Annotated in this window: 14 protein-coding genes and 1 other RNA gene; 9 read left to right on the forward strand and 6 right to left on the reverse strand. The window is 73.0% G+C overall.

The annotated features are described in order from the left end of the window. Positions 1–57: 57 nt before the first annotated feature. The 4 genes from AERO9AM_RS05380 to AERO9AM_RS05395 all read right to left on the reverse strand — a co-directional run bounded on the left by AERO9AM_RS05380 (position 58) and on the right by AERO9AM_RS05395 (position 6,217). Entirely contained in the window at positions 58–2,376 is a 2,319-nt protein-coding gene (locus tag AERO9AM_RS05380; protein ID WP_159575218.1) for a transglutaminase TgpA family protein, read from the reverse strand. Further along, a complete protein-coding gene (locus tag AERO9AM_RS05385) occupies positions 2,366–3,619 on the reverse strand; it encodes a DUF58 domain-containing protein (RefSeq protein ID WP_236602496.1) in 1,254 nt (417 codons plus the stop codon). Before AERO9AM_RS05385 ends, AERO9AM_RS05380 begins: the two co-directional genes overlap by 11 nt. 62 nt (positions 3,620–3,681) lie before the next feature. Next, positions 3,682–4,734, reverse strand: a complete 1,053-nt coding sequence (locus AERO9AM_RS05390; RefSeq protein WP_159575220.1) for an AAA family ATPase — start codon at positions 4,732–4,734, stop codon at positions 3,682–3,684. A 130-nt stretch (positions 4,735–4,864) separates the two neighbouring features. After that, positions 4,865–6,217 (reverse strand): HNH endonuclease signature motif containing protein, encoded by a 1,353-nt coding sequence (locus AERO9AM_RS05395; protein ID WP_159575221.1) that lies wholly within the window; start codon positions 6,215–6,217, stop codon positions 4,865–4,867. Positions 6,218–6,383: 166 nt separating this feature from the next. Here AERO9AM_RS05395 and ffs point away from each other — a divergent pair. The 4 genes from ffs (at position 6,384) to AERO9AM_RS05415 (ending at position 10,846) form a co-directional block, all read left to right on the forward strand. Continuing rightward, an RNA gene (gene ffs, locus AERO9AM_RS05400) (signal recognition particle sRNA small type) lies at positions 6,384–6,480 on the forward strand. 189 nt (positions 6,481–6,669) lie between these two features. Beyond that, on the forward strand, positions 6,670–7,371 hold the full coding sequence (locus tag AERO9AM_RS05405; protein WP_159575222.1) for a hypothetical protein: 702 nt from the start codon (positions 6,670–6,672) through the stop codon (positions 7,369–7,371). A 204-nt stretch (positions 7,372–7,575) separates the two neighbouring features. Continuing rightward, a complete protein-coding gene (locus tag AERO9AM_RS05410; RefSeq protein WP_159575223.1) occupies positions 7,576–8,313 on the forward strand; it encodes a beta-phosphoglucomutase family hydrolase in 738 nt (245 codons plus the stop codon). Positions 8,314–8,341: 28 nt separating this feature from the next. After that, positions 8,342–10,846 (forward strand): glycoside hydrolase family 65 protein, encoded by a 2,505-nt coding sequence (locus AERO9AM_RS05415; RefSeq protein ID WP_159575224.1) that lies wholly within the window; start codon positions 8,342–8,344, stop codon positions 10,844–10,846. Positions 10,847–10,896: 50 nt separating this feature from the next. Here the strand turns inward: AERO9AM_RS05415 and AERO9AM_RS05420 are convergent, their stop codons facing one another. After that, positions 10,897–11,076, reverse strand: a complete 180-nt coding sequence (locus AERO9AM_RS05420) for a DUF1918 domain-containing protein (protein ID WP_159575225.1) — start codon at positions 11,074–11,076, stop codon at positions 10,897–10,899. Between the two features lie 188 nt (positions 11,077–11,264). Here AERO9AM_RS05420 and AERO9AM_RS05425 point away from each other — a divergent pair, with 188 nt between their 5' ends. From AERO9AM_RS05425 to AERO9AM_RS05435, 3 genes are read left to right on the forward strand one after another with little or no spacing between them, the layout of a single operon-like run. Continuing rightward, positions 11,265–13,718, forward strand: coding sequence for a DNA polymerase III subunit gamma and tau (locus tag AERO9AM_RS05425; protein WP_159575226.1), 2,454 nt, complete (start codon positions 11,265–11,267; stop codon positions 13,716–13,718). Between the two features lie 28 nt (positions 13,719–13,746). Continuing rightward, complete coding sequence (recR, locus tag AERO9AM_RS05430) at positions 13,747–14,340, forward strand: recombination mediator RecR (RefSeq protein WP_045249540.1); 594 nt, start codon at positions 13,747–13,749, stop codon at positions 14,338–14,340. After that, the gene (locus AERO9AM_RS05435) at positions 14,337–15,314 is read left to right on the forward strand and encodes a DMT family transporter (protein WP_236602497.1); all 978 of its coding nucleotides are present in this window, start codon (positions 14,337–14,339) and stop codon (positions 15,312–15,314) included. Before recR ends, AERO9AM_RS05435 begins: the two co-directional genes overlap by 4 nt. Before the next feature lie 65 nt (positions 15,315–15,379). Here AERO9AM_RS05435 and AERO9AM_RS05440 read toward each other — a convergent pair whose 3' ends face one another. Continuing rightward, on the reverse strand, positions 15,380–15,853 hold the full coding sequence (locus tag AERO9AM_RS05440; RefSeq protein ID WP_236602498.1) for a DUF2871 domain-containing protein: 474 nt from the start codon (positions 15,851–15,853) through the stop codon (positions 15,380–15,382). 95 nt (positions 15,854–15,948) lie between these two features. Between AERO9AM_RS05440 and AERO9AM_RS05445 the strand changes: the two genes are divergently transcribed. Both AERO9AM_RS05445 and AERO9AM_RS05450 read left to right on the forward strand, forming a co-directional pair. Next, the gene (locus tag AERO9AM_RS05445; protein ID WP_159575227.1) at positions 15,949–17,241 is read left to right on the forward strand and encodes a sensor histidine kinase; all 1,293 of its coding nucleotides are present in this window, start codon (positions 15,949–15,951) and stop codon (positions 17,239–17,241) included. 31 nt (positions 17,242–17,272) lie between these two features. Continuing rightward, a complete protein-coding gene (locus tag AERO9AM_RS05450; RefSeq protein ID WP_159575228.1) occupies positions 17,273–17,890 on the forward strand; it encodes a response regulator in 618 nt (205 codons plus the stop codon). Positions 17,891–17,901: the final 11 nt, after the last annotated feature.

The raw sequence follows: 17,901 nt of genomic DNA on the forward strand, positions 1-17,901 counted from the left end.
AGAAGCTGCTCCGCGGAAGCAAGCTGCTCCGCTGGAGCAGCTGCCCTGTGCCGGCGGTCAGGATGCGGAGGCCGCGAGCACGCGCACGCCGAGCAGCGACCGCGGCGTGAACACCGCAGCCAGCCGGTCGCGGCGGGACACGGTCTCGCGCAGTTCGCGCCGGAGGGCGTCGAGCGGGGTGCGCAGGTCCTCTCGCGCCACCGAGCCCGACCCGGCCGGGGCGTAGCTGCTGCGCTCGATGGCCCGCACGAGCGCGTCCGCGGCCGCCGGATCCACGCCGCGCTCGCGCACCAGGCGCTCGCCGCGGGCGCGCGGCGACTCCGACGGCGGGGCCGGGAGCCCCAGGTCCTGCAGGGTGGCGCGCAATTCGGCCCACGCGGCGACCGCGTCTCCCCGTGCGGCGCCGGCGCGCCTGCGCAGCGACTGCACCCTACGGACGAGCGCCGGGATCAGCAGCACCGCGAGCACGCCCGCCACGGTCCACAGCACCGGTGCGGCGGCCAGGGGAGACGGTCCCGTGGTGCCCGCGGCACCGGCGTCGGGCACGTCGAGGTTCTTCGGATCCTTCGCGTTCCCGCTCGACGTCGGAGCGGGCGTCGGACCGGCCGACGGAGCGGCGTCGGTGTCACCGCTCGTGCCGGAGGACTCCGCGAACGCCGTGGGCACACCGCGGGTCGCCGTCGGGTCGAACGGCACCCAGCCGAGACCGGCGAAATACACCTCGGGCCAGGAGTGCAGCTGGTCTGTCGACACCTCGAAGACGACGCGGCCGTCGTCCGAACGGCGATCGGTCGCGGTCCCCGGCAGGTAGCCCACGACGATCCGCGTCGGCATGCCCAGAGAGCGCGCCATGAGTGCGAAGGCCCCGGCGAAATGCACGCAGTACCCCTCGCGCACGCTGAGGAACTTCGCGACCGCCTCCACGTTGGTGCCGTCGAAGCGGTCGTCCACCGGCGTCTGCAGCGAGTACCGGAAGCCGGCGCGGAACCAGGTCTGCAGCGCGATCAGCCTGTCGTAGTCCGTGGTCGCGGAACCGACCACTTGCCGTGCCTCTTCGGCGATGATCGCGGGCATGTCGGCGGGCAGAGCGCGCAGTTCCGCCGGGGCGTCGGCTCCGGACGAGGTGGCGGCGCGGATCTGGCCCACGGTCGGGACGAGGCTCTTCGTGTCGATCGTGTAGTTCTGGCCCGCGGCGTCGGCGTTGGCCGCGATCACGGTGCGGTTGTCGGCGGCTGCACTCCAATTGCCGACTTCGCCGCGCACGGCGGTGGCCTGATACGGCACCGGCAGCCAGGATCCGGCGATCCCGGCGGTGCGGATCGTGGTCCTGGTCGCATGCACGGCGACGCCGGGCGGGGCGGTGACCTCGCCGAAGCCCTGCGAGAGCGGCACCGTGGAGGGGCGATCCGGTTGCCAGGCGGAGCCGTCGAAACGGCTGAGCGTCGCGATGCGCAGATACGGCGGCGTGCCGTCCTGCGTGATGAGGGTGAGGGCGGTGACGGGGGAGGGGCGGCGCAGGTCCTGCCCCAGGTTGAGGGTGGCGCTCAGGGTCGCGGTGCCCCCGCCGGCGCTGATGCCCGAGGCGGACAGCGGCAGCAGCGGCGACACCACGAGGGCGCCGACGACCGCGAGGGAGCCGATGACGACGGCCGGCAGGCGACGGGTTCGCGCCGCGGCGTCGGCCGGCTTCGTGCGTCGCGGGGCGACGCCGCCGTCTGCCGCCAGGGGGGAAGCAGCGGTGCCGGTCGGGGTGAAGCGCACTCGCAGGAACAGCAGGATCACGACGGCGAGCCCGACGAACCACAACGGGTCCAGGCCGTGGTGCACGATGACGGCAGGCACCGTGCCGAGCGCCGTGATCAGGACGGCGGCGATGATCGGCGCCCGCAACGGCACCAGCACGAGGTCGAGGACGACGGCGATGAGTCCTGTGACGACGGCGATGGACACCGCGAGCGCGGGGGAGGACGCCAGCGGGGCGACGCCCCCTTGGATCTCGCCCACCGCCGCGGAGACGAGCGCATCGATCGCGCGCCACACCTCGGACGTCGGCAGCAGCCACCCTTTGCCGACCTGGCGTGCGGTGAATACGGTCAGCGCGACGGCGCCAACGATCAGCTGCATCACGGGGACCGCCGGGATCGCGACCCACGCCGGTGCGCGCCGGCCCAGGAGCCGGACGACGGCGCCCGTCAGGATCACGGCGGCACCGGTGGTCGCGGCTCCGCTGCTCCAGCTCCCCGGCTGCACCACCGCGGTCAGCGGCCACACGGCCGCGAGCAGGCCCAGCGCGGTGAGCAGGGCGGCGGCGACCGGCCCGCCCCCGGGGTGCGGCGGTCGCGGCGGGCCCGCGTAGGCGCTGGCGTCAGGGGGCATGCGACGGCTCCGGTGTGGCGGTGGCCGTGGCGGTACCGGTGGCCGTGGCGAGTCCGGTGACGGCGGATCCGGGATTCGTCGCACCCGCGTCGGCCCAGGCGTCCGCGGGATCGTCGCCCAGGATCGCCGTGTGCCAGCCGTGGTTTCCGGCTGCGGACAGCGCACCGGCCGCCGGCGCGGTCGCCAGCAGGATCGGGGTGCCGGCGCCGCCGTGCGGCAGGGATCCGGCGTCTGCCGCGTCGATCGTGCCGGTGATCACGACGAGGGGACCGACCGTATGCCCCTCCGCGGCCGCCGGGAGCCCGTGGTCGCGCTCGGCGGTGCGCGGCGACGTGCCCGCGAGGACCACCAGCAGGCCGTCGCGCTCATCCTCGGCACCCCGCAGCCGTCCGATGAGCACCCCCGTCGCGTCGACCACGTCGACGGCGAACCCCTGATCCACGAGGTGCACGGCGATCGACGCGCAGGCGGTCACGGCGCGGTCGAAGCCGTCCAGGTCGGTGTCGCCGCCGGCGGTCTGCCAGCGCGTTCCCGCGCGGTCCAGCACGACGAGGGCGTCCGGGCTGGACTCCTGCTCCTCCTGGCGCACCATGAGATCGCCGCGATGCGCCGTGGCGCGCCAGTGGATGCGGCGCATCGAGTCGCCCGGGACGTACCGGCGCGGCGAGAGGTTGTCCGCTCCCTGGCCGAGGCGGTGTGAGGAGGTCTGTGCGGTGCCGCCGGCTCGGCCGGTACGGTCGGCGAGTCGGGGCAGCGGCAGCACCGCCGGCACGATCGTGATCGGGGTCACGTCGCCGAGCTCGTCCGTTCGGGCGAACAGGCCGAACGGATCCGTGGTGCTCAGCCGCAGCGGCCCGAGGGAGGCGAGCCCGCGGCGCGCTCCTGAGATGGGGTACGCCATCGTCATCGTGGTGCCGCCGGGGACGCCCTCGGCGTTCTCGCCGGGGAACGGTCCCGAGGCCGTGCCGTCCACGGCGGGCGGCAGGGTGTCGCGCCAGCGGCCGGCCGGCGCGCGCAACAGGGTGCGCACGTCGACCCGCATCCGCACGGTGGTGTCGTCGCCCACGGTCAGCAGGTCGGCCTCGACCGTGCGGCTCACCCGCACGCGTCGTCGCGGCGCGAACACGAACAGCGCGGCGAGCACGAGGAGGCCGAACAGCAGGACGGCAACGGCCAGCAGCGCGGGGGCGGCGAGCACGTTCGCGCCGATCACGAGCAGGACGCCCGCCAGGAGCGCGCTCACCCCGCGCCCGGTGATCCGGCGGCCTGGTGGATCCGCCGCGCGCCGCGGCCGCTCCCGCCTGTTCACCGTGACAGGCCGACCGGCACCGGGATCCGCCGCACGATCCCTTCGAGTGCCGCTTCGATCGGGCGGGCCCCGGCGCGGTGCAATCCGCGGGCGGCGATCAGGCGGTGCGCGAACACCTCGGGCAGCAGCGCGGTGAGGTCGTCCGGGATGACGTAGTCGCGACCGTCCAGGGCCGCCCGCACCTTCGCGGCGCGGACGAGTTGAAGCGTCGCCCGCGGGCTCGCGCCCAGGTGCAGGTTCGGGTCGGTGCGCGTCGCCTGGGACAGCGCCACCGCGTACTCCTCGAGCGCCGGGGCGACGTGCACGGCTCTGGCCCAGGTGATCAGGGCGCGCACGTCGGTCGCGGCCAGCACCGGCCGGAGGGCGTCGAGAGGGTTGGCCGTGTCGCGCTGGCGCAGCATCAGGGTCTCGGATGCGGCGTCCGGATAGCCCATCGAGATGCGCATCATGAAGCGGTCGCGCTGAGCCTCCGGCAGGGCGTAGGTGCCCTCCATCTCCAGCGGGTTCTGCGTGGCGACGACGAGGAACGGATCCGGCAGCGGCCGCGAGTGCCCGTCGACGGTGACCTGGTGCTCCTCCATGGCCTCGAGCAGGGCCGACTGGGTCTTGGGGGAGGAGCGGTTGATCTCGTCGGCGATGACGATGTGCGCGAACACGGCGCCGGGCTTGAACTCGAACTCCTGCGCGACCGGGTTGTACACGCTGACGCCGGTGACGTCCCCGGGGAGCAGGTCGGGCGTGAACTGGATCCGGCGCACCGTGGCGTCGATGCTCGCCGCAAGTGCGCGGGCGAGCATGGTCTTGCCGACGCCCGGGACGTCCTCGACGAGCAGGTGCCCCTCCGCGAGCAGGCAGATCAGGGCGCTGCGCACGGCGTCGTCCTTGCCGTCGATCACCTCCGTGATGGAGCGCAGGATCGCCGAGGTCTGCCGGGCGAACTCGGCGGCATCAATCCCGCCGGAGGAAGCGGCGCGCGTCAGCGTCTCGTCAGTGGCGGCAGTCGCAGCAGTCGTGGTGCTGGTGGCGTCGGCGGCGTTCGTGGCGTGCATGCGTCCCTCTCACCGGGCGCCGCGGTGCGCCCGCGTCTCGATCGTAACCCGGGGCGGGGACGCACGGGCGGGAGACCGGATCCGGCCGTGTGTGAAAGCACCCGGGAGCGGGGAAGGGAGAACGGATCTGTCAGGCGAACTGCACGCGGGGCACCGGCTGGTCGACGTAGCTGCGTCCGTCGGGGTGGATCCATTCGAGGACGCCGCCGGGAAGCTGGTTCACGGACCAGCGCCATCGATCGTCCAGGTCGGGGTGCTTCAGTGCGTGATGACCGCGACAGAGGCAGGCCAGATTGTCGAGGTCGGTGGGTCCGCCGCGGGCGTGGTCATGGTTGTGGTCGATCTCGCAGGGGCGGGCCGGCATCCGGCAGCCGGGGAAGCGGCAGTGCTGGTCCCGCGCTCGCAGGTGCCGGCGCATCCGGTCGGTCGGGGCGTAGGTGTCGGTGCGGGTCAGCATGCCCCGCGCATCCAGGAAGAGCCGGTCCCACACCTCGGCGGACGCCGCGAGGAGGCGGGCGAGGTCGACATCGATCGGGCCGTGCCCGTCGAGCTCGGCCGGACGGTCATCGGCGCCGGCCAGGCTCGATCCGGCGATCGTGACCTGGACGCTGCCGCGGATGCTGTCGAGCCCGCTCTCCCGCATCAGGTCGGTGTCGGCGGCGAGCAGCAGGTCTGCGGCGATGTCGGCGCGGATCTCATCGAGCGAGCGGGGATCCGCCGCCGGTTCCTGCAGGTCGTCGGCCATCGACGCGAACAGCTCGAGTCGCCGCCAGTCGTCGTCGGTGAGCTCCTGCCCGGGCTGCGGGGCCCGCGGGCCGTGGAATGCGCCGGACACCTTTGCGGCGCCGGTCATGCGGATCTGCCGTGCGATCGCCGTCAGCCGATCATGAGCGGCGTGCGCGAGCGGCGCGGGCATCAGGATCCCCAGCCACGACATGCCGTCGTCGACGTCGGTGACCCGCACCTGCCGATCGCCTCGGGCGCGCCGGTGGCGTTCGGTCACGCTCTCCGGGGCGACCGCGGCGGCCGCGGACTTCGCGAACGCCTCTGCGCGGGGCGCGGTCTCGGCAGCCGCGTAAGGCACGACGAGCTCCTCGAACCGCCGATGCGCGTCCAGGTCGGCGGTCTCCAGCGGCGCTGCCGCCTGCACGATCACGACCGCGTGCCGGAGCGAGATCTCGCCCGCCGCGAGCGCCGCCCGCGTCGCCGGGAACCGGTCGTTCAGTGACCAGCCCGTCGCGAGAGCCCTGGCCGCCGCGGCGCGGGAGATGCGCAACCCCGCCGAGACCTCGGCGAACATGGAGCGCTCCGCCGACTCGTACCCGGCGGATCCCGGCGCCACCTCGCCGAGCAGCAGCTGCACGCGCTCTCCGAGCAGCCCAGCCTTCTCCGCCTCCAGCGCGGCGATCCGGCGATCGATCTCGGCGCCCCGATCCACGAGCTCGCCGCTGCGGGCGAGGTAGGAATCGATGCTGTCGGCCATGGAGCATGTATAGAACAAAACTACGAGAAAAGGAAGGGGGATGGAAGGTGTGGATAGAAGAAAAACCCCCATTGGGGGGGGTCTGGCACCCGTGACCGCAGAGCTCGGCCCGTCGTGCCCGATGTCTGCCGGTCCCGAGCACGTCGCGGCCTCGGGTAGACTGATCCTCGGCTCTCCGCGTGGCGGCATCCAGGCCAACTCCCCCAGGGCGGAAACGCAGCAAGGGTAACCGGGCTCTGTCGGGTGCGCGGAGGGTCTTTTCTTTTGCCCGGCGCCTGTTCTCGTTTGCCCGGAGCCTGTTCCGTCTGCCGTGCAGACCCGAATGCGGCGCCCGAATGCGGCGCAACGCCCGTGCGTCGCGCCGGCGGATCCTGTATCGCCTGCCGAGAGATGCGCCCTGCGAGGAGAGATGCACCCTGCGAGAGTGCATGCGGAGGCGCTAGGGTCCGAGCATGGGACAGGACGAGCGCCGGCCCACCGTGTACTCCGCGGTGCCGAAGAACCTCACCGCGCCCTACGTGATCCCGCCGCTCGAGCACGACCGCCATGGTCGACCGCGGCCCGTCGGGGCGCCGCAGCCTGCCGCCCCGCGGCGACGCCGGGGGTGGATGCCGATGCTCGTCATCGCCATCGCCGCACTCATCGTGGTCCCCGCCGCGCTCGGCCTGCTCGCGGGGCTCGCCGACCATCCCGCCTCCGACGAGACCGCCCCGCCTGTGGCGGTGGTCAGCGCGTCCCCGACGGTCCCGGCGACGCCCGACGCGGTCCCGGCGGCCCCGGACCCGGCATACCCCGCCCTGGATCCCGCGCAGCTGAAGGCACTGCTGGATGACGCCGCATCGCATGCGGGCGAACAGTACACCGGCTTCGTCGAGATCCAGGTGGGCACCGAGAGCATTCCGACGAGCCTGCGCGACACGACCGGTCTGGTGGGATTCGCCGGGGCGCAGCAGCCCGCACGCACCCTGCAGAACGCCGAGAACCCGGTCGCGCTGATCGCGGATCCGGGGGTCCTGGACACGGCTGTGCGCGGCGACGTGCTGCGCATCCGGTTCCGGGTGACGTCGGCCGACGATCGCACCACGGTGTACAACGGCTCCGGCATCGCGGAGCTGCGCGTCGTGAGCGCGGAGAAGGTGGCTTCCTTCTCCTGAGCGGGCAGCCTGTCGCACGGCCTCGCGCAGAGTTCGAGCCGTGCGCACGCGGGCCGGCGTCCGACGCGCGAGCGACCGCGACGCGGCCCGGATTCGGGTGGTCTCGCGCCTTCCCGGGCGCACCCGCGAGCACTACTCTGGACAGGGTGGCACCCCGACGTGCCGATCCGATCGATCCCGTTCCAGCCACCCGGAGGCCTCGCCGTGCCCGACACCCCCGACGCCCTTCCCGACCTGCACCGTGCGGCCGCCGTGCTGTTCGACCTGGACGGCGTGCTGACGCCGACGGCCGAGGTGCACATGCGGGCGTGGAAGGCCGTGTTCGACGAGGTGTTCACGCTGTGGGACATCCGGCCCGAGTACACCGACGACGACTACTTCGCGTACGTCGACGGCAAGAAGCGCTACGACGGCGTCGCGAGTCTGCTGCGCAGCCGCAACGTCGAGATCCCGTGGGGCTCCGTCGACGACGACCCCGAGGCCGACACGATCTGCGGCATCGGCAACCGCAAGAACGTCGCCTTCTCCGAGGCGCTGCGCCGCGACGGCATCGCGCCCTATCCGGGATCCCTGGCACTGCTGGAGGAGCTGCGTGCCGCCGACGTGCCGCTCGCCGTCGTGTCCAGTTCGAAGAACGCGGAGGAGGTGCTGACGACCGCCGGCATCCGCGACTTCTTCACGGTCGTCGTCGACGGCGTCGTCGCCGAGCACGAGCACCTCGCCTCCAAGCCCGCCCCCGACGTCTTCCGCGTGGGCGCGGAGCGCATCGGCGTCGACCCCGCGGCGGCCGTCGCCGTCGAGGACGCCACCAGCGGTGTCGCGTCGGCCGCCGCGGCCGGATACGGCACGGTCGTGGGCGTCGACCGCGGCGCGGGCGCCGACTCCCTCCTCGCGAACGGCGCGACCGTCGTCGTCGACGATCTCTCCCGCTTCCTGTCCTGAATTCATCCCCCTTCACGGAGACCACTGCATGATCGACCGCGACCTCTTCCCCGTCGACCCGTGGCGTCTCATCGAGACGCAGTATCCGCACGCCAACCAGGGCGTCTCGGAGACGCTGCTCGGGCTCGGCAACGGCTACCTCGGCCTGCGCGGAAACCACATCGAAGGGCGGGGCGCGCTCGAGCACGGCACGTTCATCAACGGCCTGCACGAGACGTGGAAGATCCGCCATGCCGAGCAGGCCTACGGCTTCGCCGAGGTCGGCCAGACCATCGTGAACGCCCCCGACGCCAAGGTCATGCGGGTGTACGTCGACGACGAGCCGCTGAGCTTCGACGACGCCGACGTGCGCGAGTACCGCCGCGCGCTCGACTTCCGCACCGGGATCCTGGAGCGCGAGGTGCTCTGGGTGACGCCGTCCGGCAAGCGGGTGCGGATCCGTGACGAGCGGATCGTCTCCTTCGTCGAGCGTCACCTGGCCGTGCTGCGCCTGGAGGTCGTCGTCGAGAACGCCGACGCCCCGGTGACGATCTCCTGCCAGATCCTGAACCGTCAGGACGGTGAGGACGTGTACGGCGGGGTGCCGTCGATGGCTGCGGGATCACCGGGGGAGAAGGCCGGCTTCGACCCGCGCAAGGCGGAGCGGTTCGGCGACCGCGTGCTGCAGCCCGCGGAGTACTGGCAGGACGGCGGGCGCTCGGCACTCGGATACCGCGTGGCGAACTCCGGCATGACGATCGGCGTCGTGGCCGACCACCTCGTCGAGACCGAGAACGAGTACACGGCGCGGCAGCTCGTCGAGCCCGACATCGCCAAGAACGTGTTCCGGGTGCAGGCGAAGGCCGGCGTGCCCACGCGCGTGACGAAGCTGGTCAGCTACCACACCTCGCGCGGGGTGCCCGCACGCGAGCTCATCGACCGCTGCCGGCGCACCCTCGACCGCGCCGCGGTGGAGGGCGTCGAGGCGCAGTTCGCCAAGCAGGCCGAGTGGCTGACCGCGTTCTGGGAGCGCAGCGACGTGCGCATCGGCGGCCACGACGATCTGCAGCAGGCGACCCGGTGGTGCCTGTTCCAGATCGCGCAGGCGTCCGCGCGCGCCGACGGAGCCGGCGTCTCGGCGAAGGGCGTGTCTGGATCCGGTTACGGCGGACACTACTTCTGGGACACCGAGGTGTACGTGCTGCCGTTCCTCACCTACACGTCGCCGCAGTTCGCGCGCAACGCGCTGCGCTGCCGGGTGCACATGCTGCCCGCGGCCCGCCGTCGCGCCGGCCAGCTCAACGAGGGCGGCGCGCTGTTCCCGTGGCGGACGATCAACGGCGAGGAGGCGAGCGCCTACTACGCCGCCGGCACCGCGCAGTACCACATCAACGCCGACATCAGCTATGCGCTCGGCAAGTACGTGCGGGCGACCGGCGACGACGAGTTCCTGTACCGCGAGGGCGTGGACATCGCCGTGGAGACCGCCCGGATGTGGGCGACGCTCGGGTTCTGGCGCTCCGCCAACGGCGTCGAGACCTTCCACATCCACGGCGTCACCGGCCCGGACGAGTACACCACCGTCGTCAACGACAACCTGTTCACCAACGTGATGGCGCGCTACAACCTGCGCTTCGCCGCGCGCGTGGTGCGCGAGATGGCGGCGGACGCGCCCGAGGCGTACGACGCCGCCGTGGAGCGGCTGCGGATCGAGCCGTCCGAGGTGGAGCGCTGGGAGCGCGCCGCGGACGCGATGCACATCCCGTTCAGCCCCGCGCTGGGGATCCACCCGCAGGACTCCCTCTTCCTCGAGCGCGAGGTCTGGGACCTGCCGAACACGCCCGCCGAGCAGCGTCCGCTGCTGCTGCACTTCCACCCGCTGGTGATCTACCGCTTCCAGGTGCTGAAGCAGGCCGACGTCGTGCTCGCGCTGTTCCTGCAGGGCAACCACTTCACCGAGGCCGAGAAGCTCGCCGACTTCGAGTACTACGACCCGCTCACCACGGGCGACTCGACGCTGTCCGCGGTGGTGCAGTCGATCCTCGCCGCCGAAGTGGGCTACCAGGATCTCGCGCACGAGTACTTCGAGCACGCGATCTTCGTCGACCTGGGCGACCTGCACCGCAACGCCTCGGATGGCGTGCACGTGGCCTCCGCGGGCGGCGTGTGGACGGCGCTCGTGTGCGGCTTCGGCGGCATGCGCGACTACGACGGCGAGCTCAGCTTCGACCCCCGCCTGCCGTCGGACTGGCCGGAGCTGTCCTACCCGCTGCAGTGGCACGGATCCCAGCTGCAGATCACGCTCACCGCGGATCAGCTGCTCGTCGAGGTCCGCGACGGGGATCCGGTCACGTTCTCCGTGCGCGGACGGTCGTGGACGGCCGCCGTCGGCGCACCCGCCGCCGTGCCGCTGCCCGACCAGGGCCCGGTCATCCACGGGCGCCCGGAGTTCGGCCGCCAGGCGCGCCGTGAGGACGGCACCATCCTGTCGCCCACCGTGCCGACGACCTCTGCGATCCCGATCGTCGGATACGTCGGCGAGTCGGGGGAGTAGTCGGTCGCGCCCCGGGGACGACCCCGTGCCCGGGGCGCGACGTATCCGATCTACTGTTCGGCGTGCCTGATCTCACAGTCGCTGCCGGGGGAGAGCACCGCTTCGTGCCCGTCGTCGTAGCGCACGACGAGGAGCTCGCCGCGGACCTCGACGACCACACCGGAGCGCTCCCCGTCGCCGACCACTCGGCCGTGGATGCGGATCCGGTCGCCTGCCGCCACCTGCGTCATCGTTCCACCTCCGTCTCCAGGGTACGTCTGCGCCGACGCGGGCGGCAGGGGTGCGCGCGGATCCCGGAGCGGCCGCCGATTCCGGGTGCGCGCCGCCCTCGCGCCGTCTCTATCCGCACGCGCCGCCGATTCCGGGTGCCGGACCGGCTCCCGGTCCGAATGTCGCGGGCACGCTCTAGGCTGGTCGGGTGAGCACAGCCCTGTACCGCCGTTACCGGCCCGAGAACTTCGGGGAGATGATCGGGCAGTCGCAGGTGACCGATCCGCTCATGACGGCGCTGCGCAGCGACCGTGTGGGCCACGCCTATCTGTTCTCCGGCCCGCGCGGCTGCGGGAAGACCACGTCGGCGCGCATCCTCGCGCGCTGCCTGAACTGCGCCGAAGGCCCGACCGACACCCCGTGCGGCGTCTGCCCGAGCTGCGTCGAGCTGTCGCGCAACGGCGGCGGATCCCTCGACGTGGTCGAGATCGACGCGGCCAGCCACAACGGCGTCGACGACGCCCGCGACCTGCGCGAGCGTGCCACCTTCGCGCCCAGCCGCGACCGCTTCAAGATCTTCATCCTCGACGAGGCGCACATGGTGACGCCGCAGGGCTTCAACGCGCTGCTCAAGCTCGTCGAGGAGCCGCCGCCGCACGTCAAGTTCATCTTCGCGACCACCGAGCCGGAGAAGGTGCTCGGCACCATCCGCTCCCGCACGCACCACTATCCGTTCCGGCTGGTCCCGCCCGCCGCGATGCTCGAGTACGTCGAGAAGCTCTGCGCCGAAGAGGGAGTGACGGTCGCCCAGGGCGTGCTACCACTCGTCGTGCGCGCGGGCGGCGGATCCCCGCGTGACACGCTCTCCCTGCTCGACCAGCTCATCGCGGGATCCGACCCTTCGACGGGCTCAGGGACCGTCGAAGTGGCATATGAGCGCGCGGTCGCGCTGCTCGGCTACACGCACTCCGCGCTGCTGGACGAGATCGTCGACGCGCTCGCCGCAGGCGATGCCGCGGCAGCGTTCCCGGCTGTCGACCGGGTGGTGCAGACAGGGCAGGATCCGCGGCGCTTCGTGGACGACCTGCTCGAGCGGCTGCGCGACCTCATCGTGATCGCCGCCGTCGGCGACGCCGCCTCCGCGGTGCTGCGCGGCGTGCCCGAGGACGAGCTGTCCCGCATGCGGGCGCAGGCCGCCGCGTTCGGCGGTCCGCGGCTGTCCCGCGCCGCGGACCTGGTGAGCGCCGCGCTCGACGACATGACGGGTGCGACGTCGCCGCGACTGCACCTCGAGCTGCTCGTCGCCCGGGTGCTCACCGCCCTCGCCGGCGGCGAGAGCGCGACGGCGGCTTCCGCCTCCGGCGCAGCGTCCGCCGCGACCGCGTCGACCGGCCCAGCCGCGGCCCCCGCCGCCTCCCCGGCTCCCGCCTCCGCCGCGGCGGCACCGGCACCGGCGCCTGCTCCCGCACCGGACCTCGAGCGGGGTGCCGGCGCAGCCGGAGCGGAGACGAAGCGCGCCCTCCCACAGGAGCCCGCCGGAGCCCCCGTGTCGTCTCGGCCGGACGCTGCGCATCCGTCCTCGCCTGACGACGCCGGTGGGACGGCCGCTGCGAAACCCTCCGCTCCCGAGCCGTCCGGCGAGCCCTCGCCCGAGCCGACTCCGGCAGCCGGTCCGATCGACATCGACCGGATCCGCGCCGCCTGGCCCGCCGTGCTCGCGCGACTGGAGAAGATCAGCCGCGGGTCGTGGCTCGTCGTCACCGCGGTGCAGCCGCTCGCCTACAACACCGCGTCGAACGTGCTCACCCTCGGCTTCCCCGGCCCCAACGACGTCGCGCGGTTCAAGGGCACGACGCCCGGCAGCGGACCCTCCGACCACCTGCGCACGGCGATCGAGGGCGAGCTCTCGGTCACGGTCAAGTACCTGCCCGCGCCGCTCCCGGCCGCGGATCCGGCCGGCGCCGAACGGAACTTAGCCGAGAGCGGGAAGGCCCCGCGCCCCTCCGACCAGAGCCGTCCCGAGCGTGAGGAGCGCGGATCCGCGGCGGCCGCGGGCGCTCGTGCGACCGCGGGGTCGACCGGCGGGCGTGCTGCCTCGGCATCCGCCCCCGCTCCTGCGCGCACTGCGGCCGCGCCTGTCACGGAGTGGGCCGTGGCGGCGATCCCCCAGGGCGACCCCGAAGCCGCGCCCGAGCCCGCCCGCGCACCCGAGCCGGCCCCGGCAGCGGCGAACACCCGGATCGGCCAGTTCCCGGTCGACGAGGAGCCCGCGGACGTCGAGGCGATGCCGGCCTCCGGCTGGTACGAACCCGGGCACGACGGCGACGTCCTGGACGACGAGCCGCCGTTCCCCGACGACGCCGACGCACCGCCCCCCGACGACGAGCGCGACGCGTACCGCCCGGTCCCGGAGCCCGCGATGGCCGCGGTGCCGAGCGGGCCGGAGCGGTCCGGAACGGAATCGGCACCGGCTCCGGCCGCCTCCGCGCCCGACCGATCCCTGCGACCGGATCCGGCGCCGCGGCCCGCGCCGGCCGCCGATCGCGCCCCGCGCTCCGGGGCGCCCGGCGTGCAGCGCTACGGCGAAGCCGTGGTGCGGCAGGTGCTCGGCGCCACGTTCCTGCGCGAGGAGCCGTACGAGCCGCAGACCCGATTCCAGTGACGACATGACCGGTGAAGGAACCCCCTAGATGTACGACGGCATCGTCCAGGAGCTGATCGACGAGTTCGGCCGCCTGCCGGGCATCGGGCCGAAGTCCGCCCAGCGCATCGCGTTCCACATCCTGCAGACGCCCTCCTTCGACGTGAAGCGGCTCGCCGAGCTGCTCACCGAGGTGCGCGAGCGCGTGCGGTTCTGCGAGATCTGCGGCAACGTCGCGGAGCAGGAGCGCTGCGCCATCTGCCGCGACCCGCGCCGCAATGCCGCGCTCATCTGCGTCGTGGAGGATGCGAAGGACGTCGCTGCGATCGAGCGCACGCGGGAGTTCCGCGGCCTCTACCACGTCCTCGGCGGCGCGATCAGTCCGATCGCCGGCGTCGGTCCCGACGACCTGCGCATCGCCCAGCTGATGACGCGCCTCGCCGACGGCACCGTGCAGGAGGTCATCCTCGCCACGAACCCGAACCTCGAGGGTGAGGCGACGGCGAGCTACCTCAGCCGGCTGCTCACCAGCATGCAGATCACCGTCTCGCGGCTCGCCTCCGGGCTGCCGGTGGGCGGCGACCTCGAATACGCCGACGAAGTGACGCTCGGTCGTGCCTTCGAGGGCCGGCGCGTCCTGTGAGCGGCACCGGCTTCAGCCGTCGTGGATGGCTGCTCTTCGCGGCGATGTGCCTGCTCTGGGGCGTGCCCTACCTCCTGATCAGCGTGGTGGTGGAGTCCTTCTCGCCCGCCGCGATGGTGGCGGGGCGAACGCTCATCGCCGCCGTGCTGCTGTTCCCGTTCGCACTCCGCAGCGGCGCGCTCAAGGCGGCGTGGAAGCACTGGCCCTGGGTGCTGGCGTTCGGTCTCGTCGAGATGGCGGGCCCCTTCTTCCTGCTCGGTCACGCCGAGCAGTCGCTGCCGTCCGGGCTGACCGGGCTGCTCGTCGCCACGGTGCCGCTCTTCGCCGCGCTCATCGCGCTCGGCGGCGGCGACCGCAGCGTGCTGCGCCCGGCGCGGCTGATCGGGCTGCTCGTCGGCTTCGTCGGCGTCGGCGTGGTCGTGGCCGGCCCCGGCCTCACCGGCGGCAAGGTGGATCTCCTCGCGGCCGGCGAGGTGCTGCTCGTGGCTGTGCTCTACGCGACGGCGCCGTTCATCGTGGCCCGCAAGCTCGGCCATGTGCCGTCGCTGGGCACGATCACCCTCGCCATGCTCTTCATCGGGATCCTGTACCTGCCGATCGCGGTGCTCACGCAGCACACCGTCCCGACCGTCCCGTCGATCGCGGCGCTGATCGCGCTGGGCGTCGTGTGCACGGCGATCGCATTCCTCGCCTTCTTCGCCCTCATCAAGGAGGTCGGGCCGGTCCGCGCCCCGCTGTTCACCTACGTCAACCCGGTGATCGCGATCATCCTCGGCGCGATCGTGCTCGCCGAGCCCCTCACGGTCGGTCTGCTGATCGGGTTCCCGCTGGTGATCATCGGGTGCTGGTTCGCCGGAACCGGCGGCCGGCTCCGGCCCAGGGCGGTGGACGAGGCCGCCGTGGAGCTGACGGCCGAGCCCGTGCCGCCGGCGTCGCCGGAAAGGCGGGACTCCCCGGCGTCGCCGGAAAGGTAGACGGCGTTGCCGGAGAGGTAGCGCTCCCCGGCATCGCCGCACTGGCCGGGCCGCGTCGCCGGAGGTCAGGACGCCCGGCGGATCCCCTTCCACAGCGTGATCAGCAGCAGCACGAAACCAGCTCCGACGAGGATGTGTCCCGCGCCCGCGATGCCGGCGATCGCCTTGGACGCCTCGAGCTTCTGCACGTCGAGGATCCCGTGCCAGGTCATCATCGTCGCGGTCAGCAGCACGCCGGCGTTGTAGATCCAGAAGAACCAGCGGAACAGGCGGCTCGCGGACAGCGTGAACAGCTTCTCCAGCGCGAGCACGATGAGCGTCACGAGGGCGCCGAGGGCGAGCAGATGCGTGTGCACCAGCGCGAGCTGCCCGCTGAACCCGTTCGGGAACCCCTGCGCCTTCGTGAACTCGCGATAGAAGAGCCCGGCGGCGAGTCCCAGGGCGATCCAGGTGACCGTCGCGATGAAGAGCTGCGACAGAGCGCGGCGCTGCGCGGGGGCGGACGGAGCGGTGAGTTCGGGCGAGGGCGAGGATGTCATGGTTCCACCCTGCTCCTGCCCGCCGTCCCGCGGATCCATCGAACGATCGATCCTGCCGGTGCCGGATCCGCGACCCGGCGGGGGAGAATCGGACCATGAGCAGCGCGCCCGCCTCCGCCCGTCGGCGGATGCTGCGCGGGGCGCGCTTCGTGCTGCACCTCATCACCGTGGTGCTCGTGATCGTCTCGACCGTGCGCGCGAGCATCGAGGGGGAGCTGCTGCCGGTGCTGCTGGCGGCGGCCGTGTACCTCGCCTGGTACGGGGCCGGCGCGGGCTTCGCGCACCGGGGCGCCGCGGAGTGGTGGATGCTCGGCCTGCTCGGCGTCTGGATCGGGATGCTCGTCCTGTCGCCCGAATTCGTCTGGCTTGCGTTCCCGGTGCTGCTCCTGGCGGGGCACGTGATGCGGCTGCCGTGGTCTCTCGCGTTCGCGGCGGTCGTGCTGACGGCGGCGATCGTGGCGCCGTTCCTGCATCCGGGGGGCATTCAACCGGGCACGGGGCTCGCCCACGTCGTCGGCCCGATCGTCGGCGGCGGCTTCGCGTTCGCAGTGTCGCTCGGCTACGACGCCATGCTCCGGGACGCCGTCGAACGCGAGCGGCTCATCGACTCGCTCCTGCGTGCGCAGCGCGAAGCGGCGCAGCTGCACGACGAGCTCGCGGCGACGCAGCGCGAGGCCGGCGCGACGCGCGAGCGCACGCGGCTCGCCCGCGACCTGCACGACACGATCGCCCAGGAGCTCAGCACGATCGTCATGCTGGCGAGAACGGATCCGGCTGCCGTCGGCAACCCGCGTCCCGACCGCACGGCGCAGATCCAGCAGCTCGCGCAGCACTCGCTCACCGAGCTGCGCCGGATCGTGGCAGCGCTGGCTCCCGCGGAGCTCGACGAGTCCGCGCTGGCCGGGGCGCTCGGCCGCATGCTCGACGCCCTGCACGAGGACGTCGGGATCGAGGTCCGGCTCGACGTGGATCCGGACCTGCCCGCTCTCACCACGCCCACGGAGGTCGCGCTGCTGCGCGTCGCCCAGTCGGCTCTGGCCAACGTGCGCCAGCACTCCGCGGCGCGGCGCGTCGCGGTCCGGCTGACCGCCGACGACACGAGCGTGCGGCTGTGCGTCGAGGACGACGGCACGGGGTTCGACCCGGCGGTGCGGCCGTCCGACGCGTCGTACGGGCTCGCCGCGATGCGCTCGCGCTTGCGCGAGGCCGGGGGAGAGCTGACCGTGCGCTCGGCTCCCGGGGACGGCACGACGATCGAGGCGAGCCTGCCGCGCGCCGCCCTCGCGGTGCCGCCGCCCGCCGGGCAGGAGGGAGTGGCGGTGGCGCCGTCCGCCGGGCAGGAGGGAGCGGCGGTGCCGCCTTCTGCCGGACGGCAGGGGGCGGCGTGAGCGCCGGGCCGATCGATCGAGGGGAGCGGTCATGAGTGTGCGGTTGATCATCGTCGACGACCATCCGATCGTGCGGGCAGGGATCCGTGCCGTCGTCGAGGCACGAGGGTTCGTGGTCCTCGCCGAGGTCGGCACCGGCGAGGAGGCCGTGGCGGCGGCGCGAGAGCTGCGCCCCGACGTGGTGCTCTGCGACCTGCGACTCGGCGAAGGCATGGACGGCGTCGCCACCACGGCCGCCCTGCGCGCGCTGCCGGAGCCGCCGGCCGTGCTGATCCTCACCACGTTCGACCACGACGCGCAGATCGTGCGCGCCGTGGAGGCGGGCGCCGCGGGGTACCTGCTCAAGGAGGTGGGCGTCGAGGTCATCTCCCGGGCGATCGTGGATGCCGCCGCCGGCGCGAGCGTGCACACGCCCGGCGGCGACGAGCGGCTCGTGGCCGCGCTGCGCGCACCCCGCGTGGAGCTCACCGGCCGCGAGCAGGAGGTGCTCGCCCTGGTCGCCGAGGGCCTCAGCAACCGGGAGATCGCCGTGCGCCTGTTCGTCGCGGAGGCCACGGTGAAGACGCACATCGTGCACCTGCTCGACAAGCTCGGCGCGGACAGCCGCACGGGCGCGGTCTCGGAGGCCCGTCGCCGCGGCCTGCTCTGACCGGGCCCGCC

It is taken from the genome of Microbacterium sp. 8M (assembly GCF_902506375.1).
GTDB lineage: Bacteria > Actinomycetota > Actinomycetes > Actinomycetales > Microbacteriaceae > Microbacterium.

What these genes read in the sequence shown, in the direction of transcription:
- AERO9AM_RS05390 (WP_159575220.1), bottom strand. Translation starts at nt 4,734, where the DNA reads ATGCACGCCACGAACGCCGCCGACGCCACCAGCACCACGACTGCTGCG.
- AERO9AM_RS05450 (WP_159575228.1), top strand. Translation starts at nt 17,273, where the DNA reads ATGAGTGTGCGGTTGATCATCGTCGACGACCATCCGATCGTGCGGGCA.
- AERO9AM_RS05395 (WP_159575221.1), bottom strand. Translation starts at nt 6,217, where the DNA reads ATGGCCGACAGCATCGATTCCTACCTCGCCCGCAGCGGCGAGCTCGTG.
- AERO9AM_RS05445 (WP_159575227.1), top strand. Translation starts at nt 15,949, where the DNA reads ATGAGCAGCGCGCCCGCCTCCGCCCGTCGGCGGATGCTGCGCGGGGCG.
- AERO9AM_RS05405 (WP_159575222.1), top strand. Translation starts at nt 6,670, where the DNA reads ATGGGACAGGACGAGCGCCGGCCCACCGTGTACTCCGCGGTGCCGAAG.
- AERO9AM_RS05415 (WP_159575224.1), top strand. Translation starts at nt 8,342, where the DNA reads ATGATCGACCGCGACCTCTTCCCCGTCGACCCGTGGCGTCTCATCGAG.
- AERO9AM_RS05380 (WP_159575218.1), bottom strand. Translation starts at nt 2,376, where the DNA reads ATGCCCCCTGACGCCAGCGCCTACGCGGGCCCGCCGCGACCGCCGCAC.
- AERO9AM_RS05440 (WP_236602498.1), bottom strand. Translation starts at nt 15,853, where the DNA reads ATGACATCCTCGCCCTCGCCCGAACTCACCGCTCCGTCCGCCCCCGCG.
- AERO9AM_RS05420 (WP_159575225.1), bottom strand. Translation starts at nt 11,076, where the DNA reads ATGACGCAGGTGGCGGCAGGCGACCGGATCCGCATCCACGGCCGAGTG.
- recR (WP_045249540.1), top strand. Translation starts at nt 13,747, where the DNA reads ATGTACGACGGCATCGTCCAGGAGCTGATCGACGAGTTCGGCCGCCTG.